Origin of the sequence: Deinococcus deserti VCD115 (assembly GCF_000020685.1) — a bacterium.
Lineage (GTDB): Bacteria > Deinococcota > Deinococci > Deinococcales > Deinococcaceae > Deinococcus > Deinococcus deserti.
Map to the genome: position 1 here is coordinate 1,295,218 of NC_012526.1, position 13,958 is coordinate 1,309,175.

At 61.9% G+C, this 13,958-nt stretch carries 11 protein-coding genes; 10 read left to right on the forward strand and 1 reads right to left on the reverse strand.

Translation table 11 applies throughout. The annotated features are described in order from the left end of the window. Window positions 1-5 precede the first annotated feature (5 nt). Genes aroE through DEIDE_RS06180 form a run of 4 tightly spaced genes read left to right on the forward strand, consistent with a single transcriptional unit; the run spans window position 6 to window position 5,846 of the window. Entirely contained in the window at window positions 6-842 is an 837-nt protein-coding gene (gene aroE, locus DEIDE_RS06165) for a shikimate dehydrogenase (protein ID WP_012693093.1), read from the forward strand. After that, the gene (locus tag DEIDE_RS06170; protein WP_012693094.1) at window positions 839-4,177 is read left to right on the forward strand and encodes a CHASE domain-containing protein; all 3,339 of its coding nucleotides are present in this window, start codon (window positions 839-841) and stop codon (window positions 4,175-4,177) included. The genes aroE and DEIDE_RS06170 overlap by 4 nt, the downstream gene beginning before the upstream one ends. Beyond that, window positions 4,170-5,411 (forward strand): hybrid sensor histidine kinase/response regulator, encoded by a 1,242-nt coding sequence (locus tag DEIDE_RS06175; RefSeq protein ID WP_012693095.1) that lies wholly within the window; start codon window positions 4,170-4,172, stop codon window positions 5,409-5,411. Before DEIDE_RS06170 ends, DEIDE_RS06175 begins: the two co-directional genes overlap by 8 nt. Window positions 5,412-5,447: 36 nt before the next feature. Continuing rightward, complete coding sequence (locus DEIDE_RS06180) at window positions 5,448-5,846, forward strand: OsmC family protein (RefSeq protein ID WP_012693096.1); 399 nt, start codon at window positions 5,448-5,450, stop codon at window positions 5,844-5,846. A 313-nt stretch (window positions 5,847-6,159) separates the two neighbouring features. Here DEIDE_RS06180 and DEIDE_RS06185 read toward each other — a convergent pair whose 3' ends face one another. After that, on the reverse strand, window positions 6,160-6,756 hold the full coding sequence (locus DEIDE_RS06185) for an NADPH-dependent FMN reductase (protein ID WP_012693097.1): 597 nt from the start codon (window positions 6,754-6,756) through the stop codon (window positions 6,160-6,162). Between the two features lie 113 nt (window positions 6,757-6,869). Between DEIDE_RS06185 and DEIDE_RS06190 the strand changes: the two genes are divergently transcribed. The 6 genes from DEIDE_RS06190 (at window position 6,870) to DEIDE_RS06220 (ending at window position 13,958) form a co-directional block, all read left to right on the forward strand. Next, window positions 6,870-7,181 carry a TetR/AcrR family transcriptional regulator gene (locus DEIDE_RS06190; protein WP_012693098.1) on the forward strand — a complete coding sequence of 104 codons (312 nt, stop codon included), beginning with the start codon at window positions 6,870-6,872 and terminating at the stop codon, window positions 7,179-7,181. 454 nt (window positions 7,182-7,635) lie between these two features. Further along, complete coding sequence (locus DEIDE_RS06195) at window positions 7,636-8,097, forward strand: MarR family winged helix-turn-helix transcriptional regulator (RefSeq protein WP_012693099.1); 462 nt, start codon at window positions 7,636-7,638, stop codon at window positions 8,095-8,097. Beyond that, window positions 8,082-8,537, forward strand: a complete 456-nt coding sequence (gene arsN2 / locus DEIDE_RS06200; RefSeq protein WP_012693100.1) for an arsenic resistance N-acetyltransferase ArsN2 — start codon at window positions 8,082-8,084, stop codon at window positions 8,535-8,537. Before DEIDE_RS06195 ends, arsN2 begins: the two co-directional genes overlap by 16 nt. Before the next feature lie 612 nt (window positions 8,538-9,149). Beyond that, window positions 9,150-10,277 (forward strand): LLM class flavin-dependent oxidoreductase, encoded by a 1,128-nt coding sequence (locus tag DEIDE_RS06210; protein ID WP_012693101.1) that lies wholly within the window; start codon window positions 9,150-9,152, stop codon window positions 10,275-10,277. Between the two features lie 444 nt (window positions 10,278-10,721). Continuing rightward, the gene (locus DEIDE_RS06215; protein ID WP_012693102.1) at window positions 10,722-12,320 is read left to right on the forward strand and encodes a PQQ-dependent sugar dehydrogenase; all 1,599 of its coding nucleotides are present in this window, start codon (window positions 10,722-10,724) and stop codon (window positions 12,318-12,320) included. Between the two features lie 168 nt (window positions 12,321-12,488). Then, window positions 12,489-13,958, forward strand: a complete 1,470-nt coding sequence (locus tag DEIDE_RS06220; protein WP_012693103.1) for an FAD-dependent oxidoreductase — start codon at window positions 12,489-12,491, stop codon at window positions 13,956-13,958.

The following is a 13,958-nucleotide window of genomic DNA, read 5'->3' on the forward strand; positions in this document are numbered from 1 at the left end:
TGAGTGTGGACCACAGCCTGGCAGTCACCGGCACGGCCCCGCGGGCTTTTCTCTTTGCGGATCCAGCGGCCCATTCGCTTTCCCCGCGCATGCACAATGCAGCATTCGAGTGGGCTGGCATTTCGGGTCAGTATCAGGCGCAGCAGGTCCCGGCCGCCGATCTGCCTGCCAGGGTAGAAGGTCTGCGCCAGCCCGGTATCCTGGGCGCCAACCTGAGCCTGCCGCACAAGGAAAGCGTGCTGCCTCTCCTTGACGCTCTGAGCGACGCGGCCCGGGCCATCGGGGCAGTGAATACCATCATTCACCGTGATGGCCAGCTGATCGGAGACAACACCGACGCTCCGGGACTCATGGCAGCCCTGGATGACGCCGGTGCGCCTGACCGTGGTCCAGCCGCGGTCCTGGGGGCCGGCGGCGCGGCGCGCGCGGCCGTGTGGGCCCTGCGGGCCGCGGGCCGTGAGGTGCTGGTTGTTAACCGTACCCAGGCCCGGGCTGAGGCGCTTACCCGCGAGCTGGGAGGCCGGGCCTGCGCGGTAGCTGCCGTGTCGTGGGCTGAGGTAACGCTGCTGGTCAATGCCAGCAGTGCGGGTTTGGGAGACCCGTATGCCACGCCCCTGGCTGATTTTGCCTTCAGACAATTGCCCGCGGAAGCATTGGTGTACGACATGGTCTATAAACCGGCCGAGACCCGGCTGATGCGTGAAGCCCGCGAGGCCGGCCGCCACGCCGAGAACGGTCTGGGAATGCTGGCTCACCAGGCCCGGCTCGCCTTCCAGGCCTGGACCGGGCATGACGTACCGGTCCGGATTTTTCTTGATGCTCTGGCAGGAGTCACCTCATGACCGATTCCCAGCCGCCTCGCGAGCGGCCATGGATGCACTGGGCGCCGGTGAGTCTCCTGCTGGCGGTGATCGGTCTCTCGCTGGTGCTGGCGGTCGTGGCTTCACGGTATGTGGCGAGCGAGCAGCACACACGATTTCAGCGGGCCACCGATGCCCATACCCTGGCGCTGCGTGAGCGGCTCACGCAGTATGAAAACGTCCTGCTGAGCGCCCGGGCAGCCCTGTCGCTCCGCCAGGACCTGATGTCCCAGAATGACTTTGTCAGCTACGCCCAGCGGCTGGATCTTCTCGAGCGCTATCCCGGCATACAGGCCCTTGGCTTCAATGTCTGGGTACCGGATGGTCGGCTGGGACCTGTGCTTTCGGAATTACGGCGCAAAGTCAGGCCCGACTTTACCCTCCGCCGTGAAAGTCCGGCGCCGCTGGCCATGGCGCCTATCACACTGATTGCTCCTCCGACGTCAGAAAACATCCGCGCCCAGGGCTACGACATGTACAGCGAGGTCAACCGGCGGGATGCATTCGACCGTGCCCGGCGCCAGGGAGGGATGCAGGCCACCAGACCCGTCACATTGGTGCAGCGGGACACCTCGGCGGTGCCCCTGAAGGGATTTCTGGTGGTGCTGCCAGTCGCGAACAGAAGTGTCGAACCTGCTGGTGAAGCGCCTGAGGGCTTGCGTGGGTTTGTGTATCTGGCCATTCGCACCGACGAACTCCTGGCGTCCCTGAATGGAGCACGTCTGCCAGGCCCCCTATCGGCACAGGTCACGATGGGGGGGCGGGCGCTCAATGGTCCCGCCGAGACCCCTCAGGGAGCGTTCCGACAGGTGCGGCGCCTGACCCTGGCAGGACAGCCCTGGACGGTGCAATACACAGCTTCCCAGACATTCGGCCGCGGTCTCTCCAGTGCCCTGCCGATGATTGCTGTCATTCTTGGCCTTCTCATTGGAGGGTTGTCGTACTGGATGACTCAGGCGCAGGTCAATGGACGCCGCCGGGCGGAGGCCCTGAACCAGACCCTCGTGGAAGCCCGCACGCAGCAGGCCCAGGCCCGTGCGGAGTTCGAGGCTATCTTCCAGTCTATGCAGGACGCAGCTGTATTTACCGATGCCGGTGGTCATATCCGGCGTGTGAACCGCGCGATGGGAACCTTGTTCCGTCAGCCTCTTCAGCACCTGATGGGCCAGCCTCTGGCAAAGCTGCACCTCGACCGGCGCCTGGAGAGCCGGTCCACCTTTCAGGCCCTGACCACGCCGTACCGCCGGGACGACGGCACCATTTTTTCTGGAGAAAGCCAGCGCAGCGAGGTCCGGTCCGAAGAAGGTGAACTTTTGGGATCTCTGGAGGTCGTGCGCGATGTGACCGAGCGGATGGAGGCTGAGCGTGCTCTGCAGGGTGCCCAGCGCCGCGCCGGAGAGATCCTGGATTCGATTCCCCACGTGCTGTGGGTCAGCGACTCGGGTGGTGAAGTCACCTATCTGAATGCACAGTACAGAGGGCGGTTCGGTACGGCCCACATCCGGGTTCATCTGGACAGCCAGGACCACGGCAGTTACGACGCGCTGTGGCGCCGCGCCCATGCGCTGGGCGGCGCGTCACAGGCTGAGGTGCGGTTGCGGATCGGAGACGTCAGCCGCTGGCATGTCCTGCGCGTGAACCCGGTGCGCAATGAGCGCGGTGAGATCGTGGAGTGGGTGGCCAGCGCCACGGACATTCACGACCGCCTTGTGGCCGAACGCCTGGCCCAGCACAACGAGCAGCGGTACCGCGGTGTCCTGGAGGGCATGCCGCAGATCGTCTGGCTGACCGACGCGCAGGGTGCGCCCAGCTATTTCAACCGGCGCTGGGCTGAGTATGTGGGCCCCGAGCGTGCCGTCCAGGGCTTTTTGCAACTGCTGCATCCCAACGACCGCGGCGAATATCAGGCCCGCTGGGCGGCGGCACTGGAGACCCAGCAGCCCTTTGAGGCTGAGCACCGGCTCCTGGGGGCCGACGGTCGGTACCGCGCTTTCGTAAGCCGTGGCTCTCCGGTGCGTGATGCCACTGGACGAATCATCGAGTGGGTGGGCACCAGCACCGACGTGGATGACCCGGTGTTTGCCGAGACGGCCGCCCGCCTGCTGGCTCACGTGACCGAGAGACTTTCCGCCCTTCCAGGCAACCGGCGGCGGCTCCGTGCGCTGCGTTACCGCGAGGCTCTCGACCTGCTGACCGAGCGGTTCGCGGAAGCTGCTGCGGTCTGGACCGTGCCCGAAGAGCCGATGGCTGTGTCGCAGGCCCTGCCAGCGTGGAGTCAGGGTCCCTTTCGCGAGGTGTTCGCGGCGCAGGTCAGGCTGGCGATGGAAACCGGGGAAGCTCAGTTCCCGGCTGACCAGGCCCTGCTGCATCAGATCGGAGTATCGGAAGCTCTGCTGATCCCACTGCTTTCACGCGACGGCACGCGTTTTGGGGTCCTTGGTCTGGCCTTCCGGCAGCCGCTTCAGGACCGGGACCATGAGCTGGCCTCTGAGCTGGCCCAGCGCTTTGCAGCGGCGATGGAAAATGATGCGCTCCGGGCCCGCGCCCTGGAAGCCCAGCGCGATCTGGAGCTGCTTAACCAGTCGCTTGAAGAGCGGGTCCAGCGCCGCACCCGCGAGCTTGAAGCCACCGCGCGGGAACTGGAAGCGTTCAGCTACAGCGTGTCGCACGACCTGCGCACTCCGCTCCGGCACGTCGTGGGCTTTGCCGACCTTTTGCGCAAGGACCTGGGCGACAACCTGAGCCCCAAGAGTGCGCGCTACCTGAGTGTGATTTCCGAGGCCAGCACCCGCATGAGCCAGCTGATTGATGACCTGCTGGCCTTCTCGCGGATGGGGCGCCAGGAATTGAGGAATGTTCCTGTGGACCTGACCAGTCTGATTCGCGCCAGCTGGCATGGGCTGGAGCCTGACCGTCAGGGCCGAGAAATTCAATTCAGACTCGATGAGCTGCCTACCGTTCCCGGCGACCCCGCGCTGCTCGGGCTGGTATTCACCAATCTGCTCAGCAATGCCATCAAGTACACCCGGACCCGTCCTCAGGCCATCATCGACGTGACGGGCCTGGTCCAGGACGGGCAGGTCACCGTGCAGGTGCGGGACAACGGTGTGGGTTTTGACATGCGTTACGCGGATAAACTGTTCGGTGTGTTTCAACGACTGCACCGCGCTGAGGAATTTGAGGGCATCGGGATTGGCCTGGCCAACGTCAGGCGCATCGTGACCCGCCACGGCGGCGGGGTTACGGCTGATAGTCAGCCGGACCAGGGGGCCACCTTTACTGTTACGCTACCGCTGGAGCGCCCTGATAATGACTGACCAGACCCTGACCTCGCCTGCCAATCAAGTGGCAGGGAACCGTGCTTCCAGCAGCTGGGAGGGCACACCTGGTCCCGGTGAGACCCTTCGTATCCTGCACCTCGAAGACAGCGAACTGGACCATGAGCTGGTGGTCCTGAACCTGGCCGGTGACCTGCCCTGGACAGTTGAGGTCACACGTGTGGAGGACGAGGCTGGCTTTCATGAAGCGCTTGAAACCTCGCAGCCCCACCTGATACTCAGCGACTTTGCTCTGCCCAGCTATGACGGCCTGAGTGCCTTCCGTGCGGCGCATGAACGTCTGCCGCTGGTTCCATTCATCATTGTGACTGGCGCAATGGGGGAGGAGGTTGCGGTCGATACCCTCCGGCAGGGGGTCACAGACTACATCCTCAAGCAGCGCCTGGAGCGGCTGGCTCCGGCTGTACGGCGCGCCCTGAATGAGGTCGAGGCCCGGATCAGCCGCGAGCGGGCCGAACAGGCAGTGCGCGAACTGAACACCTCACTGCAGGCCCGGCTGGAAGAGGTCGAGCGGCTGCGCAATATCGCCGAGCGCCAGAGTCAGCGGCTTGAAGTGCAGGCCAAGCAACTCGAGGAGGCTCTGAACATGCAGAAGACCTTCCTGGCAGAGACCAGTCACGAGTTACGGACACCATTGACCGCCCTGCACGGCTATCTGCGCCGTGCTGAGCGCGAGGTGGGCGGCAGTCAGACTCTGCTTGACGCCCAGCGGGTCGCTGAGAATATGACCCGGCTGGTCAATGACCTGCTGCAACTTTCGCGCGGGGAGCTGGTTCAGAGCATCGAGATGCACTTTATGAATCTGGGCAATGTGCTGCGGCAGGTAGGCCGCGACTTTGGCGTGCGTGCTCCGGAAGAAAGCCCGGAGATTGTAGGAGATCCAGGCCGCCTGACCCAGGTGTTCATGAATCTGGTGACCAACGCGGTGCGGGTCAGCGGCTCTCCCGATCTGGTTCACATGGAAGTGGCGCACCGCCCTGGTGAAGTCGAGGTGCGCGTTGTTGACCGGGGCCCTGGGGTTCCTGACCCGATCAAGCCACGTATTTTCGACAAGTTCTACCGGGGCAAGGAGGCGGGGTCCGCAGGATTGGGACTGACCATTGCCCAGCAGGTTGTGGTTGCCCATGGCGGCAGCATCGACGTGATTGACACACCGGGCGGCGGAGCCACCTTCAGGGTCCGGTTGCCCACGCCCGACGAGGAAGACGAGTAGGCTCCGTGGACGGTGGCCTGACGCTACCCTGAGGGAATGAAGAAGACCCTGAACGTTACGTGGCTCGGAGAGCAGCGTTATCTGGGCGTCAGCGAAAGCGGCCATCAGCTGCTCATTGACAATAGCCCGGTGAAGGTCGGCGTGTCGCCGATGGAAGCCCTGCTGGGTGCTCTTGCCACCTGCACTGCCTACGACGTGGTTGAGATCATGAAAAAGCGCCGCACGCCCCTGAGCACCTACCGCATTGAGGTCGAAGGGGAGCGCGCCGACACCGATCCCAAACGCTATACCACCATCACGGTGCGGCATATTGCCAGCGGGGAGGGCATTACGGCTGAGGCGCTGGAGAAGGCCGCCCATCTGAGTCACGAGAAGTACTGTTCGGTGGCTGCCAGTCTGAACAGTGAAATCAAGCTCGAAACACAGCTGGAATAAGCATCCCTGACGGACCTATCGACCAACCGGAAGAGTCGAGGCCTAGAGGAATTGCAATGCAGCGGTCTGCGAAGAATATGTACGCGGCAGATAGGAATTGGTTATCGCTGACTTTCCTGCAAGACAACATTACTAACCAAAGTTAAAAAGGAGGCGCCATGACGCCTCCTTTTTCTTTACATCAGTCAATCACGTCTACGATCTCACTGCGTTCCTCTAAAAGCACAGACGATGAAATTCAGATCAGTCCGTCCTTCAAACCTTCTGATTGCGCACTCTTCGTGCTCGCGACGCGGCTTAATCAGAGGACATATCAGGTGGGCAGGGGCGTGGTTGCCGTGGTGCTGTCGCGGGCAGTCTTAAGAGCCTTCGTCCACCAGGCCAGTTCCTCAAGCATGGCCTGTACGCCAGGCTCGAGGTGCGTCAGTTCGTTCAGGTCCTTGCCCTGCTGCCATACGGCAAAAAAGTCCGCACCTTGAATATGTACGCCTGTACGAATTGGAGCCATCTGAAGCTCTACGGCGATGAGGCGCAATTGCTCAATGGCACGGGCTGCACCCACAGAGCCGTAGCCAACGAACGCGACAGGCTTCCTGTTCCATTCGACATATGAGTAGTCAAGGGCGTTCTTCAGAACAGCGGTCGGACCGCGGTTGTACTCCGCCGTAATAATGACGTAGCCGTCAAATTCCGCGACTTTTTGTTGCCAGCGCTGGGCCACCTCATTCTGGCTTGGGACGTAGGCGTTTGAGGCCACTTCATTGAAAAAGGGAAGTGGGAAGTCGCGCAGATCCACAACCTCAAAGTCCAGGTCTGTACGGCCTTTCGCAAAACGGGCAAACCACTCGGTGGGTTTATCGGCAAAGCGGGTTTCACGGGTGCTGCTGATAATGATCGCAATCTTGGGCATGGTCAGCTCCTGTTTGAGACGGCGCGAAAGCGGGGCAGGTACACGGTTTCCGGAGCACCATAACAGACGAAAAGGGGGCTACCCTCCGTTTCTATCGTCAGACTTAAGGCGTGATGCAGTCTCCGGATGTGCCGGTTTCTCCGCCCCGGCCTAAGGACGCCCCGCACAAACAGGGGAAGATTCTGGATGCCGCGCGCTGCCTGTTTGCAACAAAGGGCGTGTCTGCGCCAATAGACGCAATAACCTGTAGGGCTGGCGTCGGAATCGGCACGCTAAACCATCACTTTCCTGCTCATGAGAACCTGAATGCCGAGCTGCTCTGCAACGACTATCAGGCGTTTCACGAGGCACCGGACGAGGAGCTGGCGATTGAGGACGGTCATGAGCTGGCTGAACCGGGTTTAATGACTCAACCTACGCTATGAACGGCGCGCTGATGCTCACCCTGATTGACCTTGACCTGCAGCTTGATCTGTTTGCAGACGGTGAATTGCATAGCCTGAGAGGACGACAGCTGGCTATGTCGTGTCAGCGTGATGGGAAGTCCACGATGAGGATTCCCTCTACATGCAAGGGCTGCGCGGCCACGACCTGACCATCTGCACTGACCGCGAAGGACCCGCCAAAACGGCTGTCCCGATCATCGAGGTGATTGGTCAAAAAGCCAGCCGTGCGGGAGCGGGAAGATAGTGCTGGTGGTTAAATCGGTCACCAATTTCCTGTTGGCAGGGGGATCGGCAGTGCAGACCCTGGCGATGGTCCGGAGCGGGGGTGGCTGGGTTACGCGACGGGCTCCTGTAAACCGTTGCGATTGACAACGATCAGGGTTCAGAAGTACCGTCATTCCAGACTGTTGTCAAAAGCAACGAAAGGAGAGAGATGAGTTCTGTCACCCCCGGCGATCTACTCCGACGCATTACCCACCTCCATACCGCCCTTCAGCAGGAAGGGGCCAACTGCTGCGGCATCACCAGCCTTACACGCTGCCAGATCCTTACTACCGTGGGCCGCGACGGCACCCTTACTCTCGCTGGCCTCTCGCGCCGGCTCAATCTCGACAAAGGCTGGCTCAGTCGCACCATCGACGACCTAGTACACAGTGGCCTCATCCACAAGCAGCCCAGCACCACCGACAAACGCACCATCGACCTCACCCTCACCCCACAGGGCCAGCATCGGGTGGCCGCGCTTAGCAGCGAACTGAACGATCAGTCCGGCCGCGTGATCGACCGCCTGCCGGTCACCGAACGCCACAACGTCCTGCGCGCCCTGGAATTGCTCGCTGATGCCCTCGAAGCCGAACTCAACTCACAGGAGCCCTCCTTATGCCCCGTGTGCTGACCTTTCGCCCGGCCACACCAGCGGATCTTTCCGCCATCGAAGCCCTGCTGACCGCTGCTGGACTGCCTGTAGAGGGCGTTCGTGACCACATGTCAGGCTTCCTGCTCGCAGAGGACCTCACCGGGCTGGCGGGGGTGGCGGCAATCGAAGGTTACGGTAAGCAGGGTCTGCTGCGGTCGGTCGCCGTTCGCGAAGACCACCGTGGAACAGGGCTCGGCGTACAGCTCACGCGTGCTCTGATCGACCGCGCCCGTCACAGCGGTCTAAGCACCCTGGTGCTGCTCACCACCACGGCCGAGCACTTCTTCCCGAAATTCGGCTTTGTGCGCATCAGCCGGGAAGAGGTGCCCCTGGACGTTTTCGCCTCTCGGGAATTTCAGGGCGCCTGCCCCGCTTGCGCCGTGGTGATGCAACTGGACCTGGCGGGGGTGAATGCGTGACCGCCCCGGCATGGGTGCGCACTTCTATAGCCCTGCCTCGTCCTTCGGTGTGCCTGGCCGTCCCCAAGATCAGGAACGCCCTATGCGCGCAGCGCCCCTGACGCAGCACTTCAACGGAAGGATGGTGCAGATCGACCGCGAGCGACCAGGCGTATTCATGGTCTGTGCCCTGATGAACGAAGCCGGTCAATGCAATCTCGGAAAACACGGAGAACACGACGAGGGAAGCTTGGTGGGCTGCTGTCTGCTGGACGTGGGAGAGCATGGCGTCGAGCGTTTATGTCGGTGATGGTGAAACTCGAAGAGTGGCAAGGGCGAATCGGGGAATGTCAGAGCGTTCGTGAGTTGAGGGCGGGATTGTACTGGTTGCGTTTCGTGGGGACAGGAGATACGAAGACCATTAAGTGGGCTGCACAAAACCAGTGCACTTAATGGTCTTCGTGCCAGGGCTGCAGGCCCTTTGCCAGAGCGTACACTCGATCAGAATCAACCCATCCGCGTCAGCCTGCATAGAAACTCCCGGTTGGCGGGCAAAGAGTGTAGGCATCATTGAGGCAAAGGGTCCTGTTCTACTCGCTGCACGGCAACTTCAGCACCAAGGGAGTACACCGCATGTTGACTGATCGTGGTTCAATCCCGGCACCTGCTCCGAGCCGGGGCCATCGCTTTGAGCTTGGCCTGTATACCTTCGCGGAACGTACACCTGATCCCTACACCGGTCAACTGGTATCCCCAGCTCAGCGCCTGCAGGATCTGCTGGAGGAAATTGTTCTGGCAGATCAGGTGGGGCTGGACGTCTTCGGCATAGGAGAGCACCACCGCCCTGAGTTTGTTGTTTCCAGCCCCGCAGTGGTTCTGGCTGCGGCGGCTGCACGGACGAGATCCATACGTCTGACGAGCGCTGTAACGGTACTGAGTTCCGACGATCCGGTCAGGGTGTTCCAGGATTTTGCCACTCTTGATCTGCTGTCTCAGGGACGGGCGGAAATCATGGCTGGGCGGGGCTCGTTTATCGAGTCCTTTCCGCTATTTGGCTATGACCTGCACGACTATGACGCCCTGTTCGCCGAAAAGCTTGATCTGCTGCTGAAGCTTCGGCAAGCCGAGCGGGTGACATGGACGGGACGGTACCGCCCGGCGATCACCGACCTGGGAGTGTACCCGCGCCCATTGAACACTCTGCCTGTCTGGCTGGCAGTCGGAGGCACTCCTCAGTCAGCCGTCCGGGCGGGCACGCTGGGCCTGCCCCTGGCGGTGGCCATCATTGGCGGAATGCCAGAGCGGTTCGCTCCGCTGATAAGCCTCTACCGCACTGCTGCCCAACGGACCGGCTTTGAGCCTTCGGGGCTGCCTGTCGGCATCAATTCGCATGGTTACATTGCTCCTACCTCCCAGCAGGCTGCAGACGAGTCTTTTCCGTACCATCAGCATCTGATGAATACCATTGGCCGGGAGCGCGGCTGGCCTCCGTTCACCCGCGAGCAATTCGATGCTTCGCTGGACCTGCGTGGAGCACTGGTGGTCGGCGATCCTCAGCAGGTGGCGGAGAAGATCCTGTTTCAGCATGGGATTTTCGGGCATCAGCGATTCCTGCTGCAATTGAGTGTGCGTACCATGCCGCACGCGCAGATCATGCGGGCCATCGAACTGCTCGGAACTCAGGTGGCGCCTGTTGTGCGTGAGGAAGTCAGGCGCCGGACGTCTCCTGGCAGCGCCCCATCCGAAGCCCGATCTGAGTGATGGTTTCCGAGGCCTGCTGGTGTGTACCCGACTCAGGCCAAGGTCATGCTGGCAAGTCTGGTGAGCGGCACGGCCATGCCGTGTCCTGCGTGGTGGCCCCTGATTTCTCGGGCGCCCAATACAAGCCTGCTCGGCAGGGCACGCGGTTGAAGATGATGAGCCCTCAGTTTCAGCGGGCGGCCGAAATGACCGCACTGCTCGAGAGTAGATTTCCTGGATCGGACATAAATTTCAGGAACACGCTCTCTGAGCGGTTTATCCATTAACACTGGTATTCCTTACACGCAGCTCGGCGTTATTACCCTGGGACTGGTTCCAGCATCATGCACTCACTCTTTCTTTAAAGAGTTGAGGATCCTTCTCATCTGTGCAACCCTGACATCCAGAGACGCCAATCAGCTGTAACGACCCTCTTGCCCTCGTGTCCCTTCAAAAGGAGACAGTATGCGGCCAAAATCCCGGCACCTTCGATTTTCGCTGGCAGCTCTTCTGGTAGGCCTTTCAAGCTGTACGGTGGTCAACCCGAGTTTTCCGCAGGGCATCTTCCCGCGTGACTTTCCCCGGGTGCCTCCCGCGGACGCCGCCGCGGCCCAGGTTCCCGCGGGGTACCGGGTCGAAGTGGTCATGCGTGACCTCGAGTATCCCACCAGCGTTGAAATGGACGACCGGGGCAACCTTTACATTGCTGAGGCGGGCTTCACCTACGGGGATCCGGTAGCGCCTGCGCGCGTTCTCCGGGTGACACCATCGGGTGGAATCTCGATTGTTGCTGAGCAGCTCAGAGGGCCCATCAATGACCTGCTGTGGCACCAGGGCCGGCTGTTCATTTCCCACTTCGGACGGATCTCCGCACTTGAGCAGAACGGAACGGTCACTGACCTGGTCACTGATCTGCCCGTGAGCTTCGGCCATCAGAACAACCAGATGACCGTGGGGCCGGACGGCAAGATCTACTTTGGGCTGGGCACCATAACCAACTCCGGGATTGTTGGTCTCGACAATGCCTACCCCTTCGTTGACCTGCTGCTGTGGCCGGACATGCGTGACGTTCCGGCCCGGGATATACGGCTGACCAACGAAACATTCCTGACGCCGCAGCCGAACAACGTCCTGGCCCGGCAGGGTCGGCTCGTGGACCTGGGAAGCAACCTCACTTACGCCGTGACCAGCCTGTTCAACCGCGATCCGAATACATCCATGCTGGTTCGCACCGGGCCCTTCCAACCCTTCGGGCACAGTGGCTCCAAAGTGATTCCCGGCCAGATCAAGGCCAACGGAACCGTACTGCAGATGAATCCGGACGGCTCTGGTCTGAACGTCTACGCCTGGGGCTTCCGCAACCCGTACGGTGTCGGCTGGGGACCCGACGGAAGGCTGTACGCCACGGACAACGGTTACGACGAACGGGGAAGTCGTCCCATCGCCAACGCCGAGGACAACATCTGGGTGGTGAAGCAAAACGCGTGGTACGGCTGGCCGGACTACTCCAGCGGTATTCCCGTGACGGACCCACGCTTCCACTCCACACGCGGGCCCCGACCTCAATTCCTGATGGCCGAGCACCCCACTGTCGAAAAGCCACTGATGACCCGTCCGAAACACGCCGCAGTAACCAAATTTGACTTCAGCCGGAGTGCTGCATTTGGCTTCGAGGGCCAGATGTTCCTGGGTGAATTCGGTGCGGGCGTGCCGATCACAGGCCCCGACCAACCGCAGGTGGGGCAGCAGGTGGTCCGGATCAATCCCGCCACCGGAGAAAGCGCCACCTTCTTTGCCGCCAGGCCGGGCGCACTGGGGCCGAAGGGAGCAGAGTACATCGCCACGGCTGGCCCGAAGCACCCGGTAGATGTGCGGTTCTCACCGGACGGTTCAGCGATGTACATCGCTGATATTGGCGCCATGACATTCAGGCTGGCAGGAGCTGGGCCGTTTCCCAAGCCGTTCCCGGGAACTGGTGTGATCTGGCGTGTGACGCGTGAAGGAGCACCTGCGGCCACCCCCCCTGCAAACCTCTCGCCACTTCCGCCACGAGCTACCCGCTAAACGGCAACTATGCCGGGAGCTTGCCCTGAGTATCCGGTTAGGGTACAGGCTCGTATGAAGCCAGCCCGGTATCCAGGGTTCCGGGTGTTCCTCGCGCACTTTCATTTCCAGCCGGAACGTTAAAAGACATTCTATGGAGCATCTGGGGCTCTCTCCGTAGGGTGAGGTATGACCACATCCCACTGGGCACTGCCTCCGCCGTCCTTCGCACCGCTCATTCAGGACCTGGAGGCCGACACCGTCGTTGTGGGCGGCGGCATAGCGGGAGTGACGACGGCGTATCTGCTGGCGTGCGAGGGGCAGCGGGTCGTGCTGCTGGAACGCGACGAGATCGGCAGTGGTGAAACTTCCCGCTCGTCGGCACAGCTGACCGCCAGCCTGGACTTCCGGTACTTCGAACTGGCCGCTCTTCATGGGGAAGACCGGGCTCGCCTGATTGCCAGGAGCCACCTGGAAGCTGTGGACGAGATCGAGCGGATCGCAAGCGGCGAACGCATTGCGTGTGACCTAGTCCGGCTTCCCAGTTTCCTGTTCGCCCCACCAGAGCAGCAAAAAGATCTGATGCGGGAGCTGGCAGCTATGCAGAGTGCTGGCCTGAACGTACAGATGGTGGACCCGCCTGCCGGAACGCTCAATCTGGGGCCGTGTCTGCGTCTGGAGCATCAGGCGGCATTTCATCCAGTCCGGTATCTCCAGGGCCTGGCCGAGGCAGCCCAGCGCCGGGGCGCGAAAATCTATACCCACTCGGCGGTCACTTCTTACGACTCCACCGGTGTGGTCACGCAAAACGGAGCACGGGTGCACGCCGCGCACGTGGTTCTGGCGACCAATGTTCCGGTGGCTGACCGTGTCAAGTTCTCATTCCGGCTCGAACCGTACCGGACCTACATGATCAGCCTGGACCTGACGGCTGCCATCGAGCCCGGACACTACTGGGACACTGTGGACCCCTACCACTACGTCAGACTGGACGGCGACCTGCTTCTGGTCGGTGGGGAAGACCACGTCGTGGGCCGTGCAGACGACGCAGAGAAGCGCTACCGCTGCCTGGAGGTCTGGGCGCGTGAACACTTTCCGGTAGGCCAGCGCCGGGAAGCGTGGTCAGGACAGGTGGAGAACACGCCGGATGGTCTGGCGTACATCGGCGAAAGTGCCGGCGTGTACGTTGTAACCGGCGATGTGGGAAACGGTCTGACGCATGGCACCATCGGCGCTCTGGTCATCCGGGACCTGATTCTGGGCCGGGAGAATGCCTGGACTGAGCTGTACGATGCCAACAGGGTGCCGCGCGGAAACCGCCTGGAGTGGCTGAAGGAAGGAATCACCGCTGCGGCGCACCTGGGAGAGTGGGTCACTGGGGGGGACGACCCCACCGACATCGCGCCGGGTGAGGGGGCAGTCATCCGGCAGGGAATCAGGAAGCTCGCCGTGTACCGGGACGAGCACGGTGAACTTCATACGCGCAGCGCCATGTGCCCACACTTCGGGTGTGTCGTTCACTGGAATACCGGTGAAAAAAGCTGGGACTGCCCATGTCACGGTTCACGGTTCACGGCGTTCGGGGACCTTCTCCACGGACCAGCCCGGACCGGGCTTGCGGCTGAGGACCTGTCCAGCGACGCCCGCACGCCGGACTAA

Bases quoted from the DNA above. Each gene is read 5' to 3' on its own strand.
- arsN2 (WP_012693100.1), top strand. From the start codon at position 8,082: ATGCCCCGTGTGCTGACCTTTCGCCCGGCCACACCAGCGGATCTTTCC.
- DEIDE_RS06210 (WP_012693101.1), top strand. From the start codon at position 9,150: ATGTTGACTGATCGTGGTTCAATCCCGGCACCTGCTCCGAGCCGGGGC.
- DEIDE_RS06175 (WP_012693095.1), top strand. From the start codon at position 4,170: ATGACTGACCAGACCCTGACCTCGCCTGCCAATCAAGTGGCAGGGAAC.
- DEIDE_RS06180 (WP_012693096.1), top strand. From the start codon at position 5,448: ATGAAGAAGACCCTGAACGTTACGTGGCTCGGAGAGCAGCGTTATCTG.
- DEIDE_RS06195 (WP_012693099.1), top strand. From the start codon at position 7,636: ATGAGTTCTGTCACCCCCGGCGATCTACTCCGACGCATTACCCACCTC.
- DEIDE_RS06190 (WP_012693098.1), top strand. From the start codon at position 6,870: ATGCAGTCTCCGGATGTGCCGGTTTCTCCGCCCCGGCCTAAGGACGCC.
- DEIDE_RS06220 (WP_012693103.1), top strand. From the start codon at position 12,489: ATGACCACATCCCACTGGGCACTGCCTCCGCCGTCCTTCGCACCGCTC.
- DEIDE_RS06215 (WP_012693102.1), top strand. From the start codon at position 10,722: ATGCGGCCAAAATCCCGGCACCTTCGATTTTCGCTGGCAGCTCTTCTG.
- DEIDE_RS06185 (WP_012693097.1), bottom strand. From the start codon at position 6,756: ATGCCCAAGATTGCGATCATTATCAGCAGCACCCGTGAAACCCGCTTT.
- DEIDE_RS06170 (WP_012693094.1), top strand. From the start codon at position 839: ATGACCGATTCCCAGCCGCCTCGCGAGCGGCCATGGATGCACTGGGCG.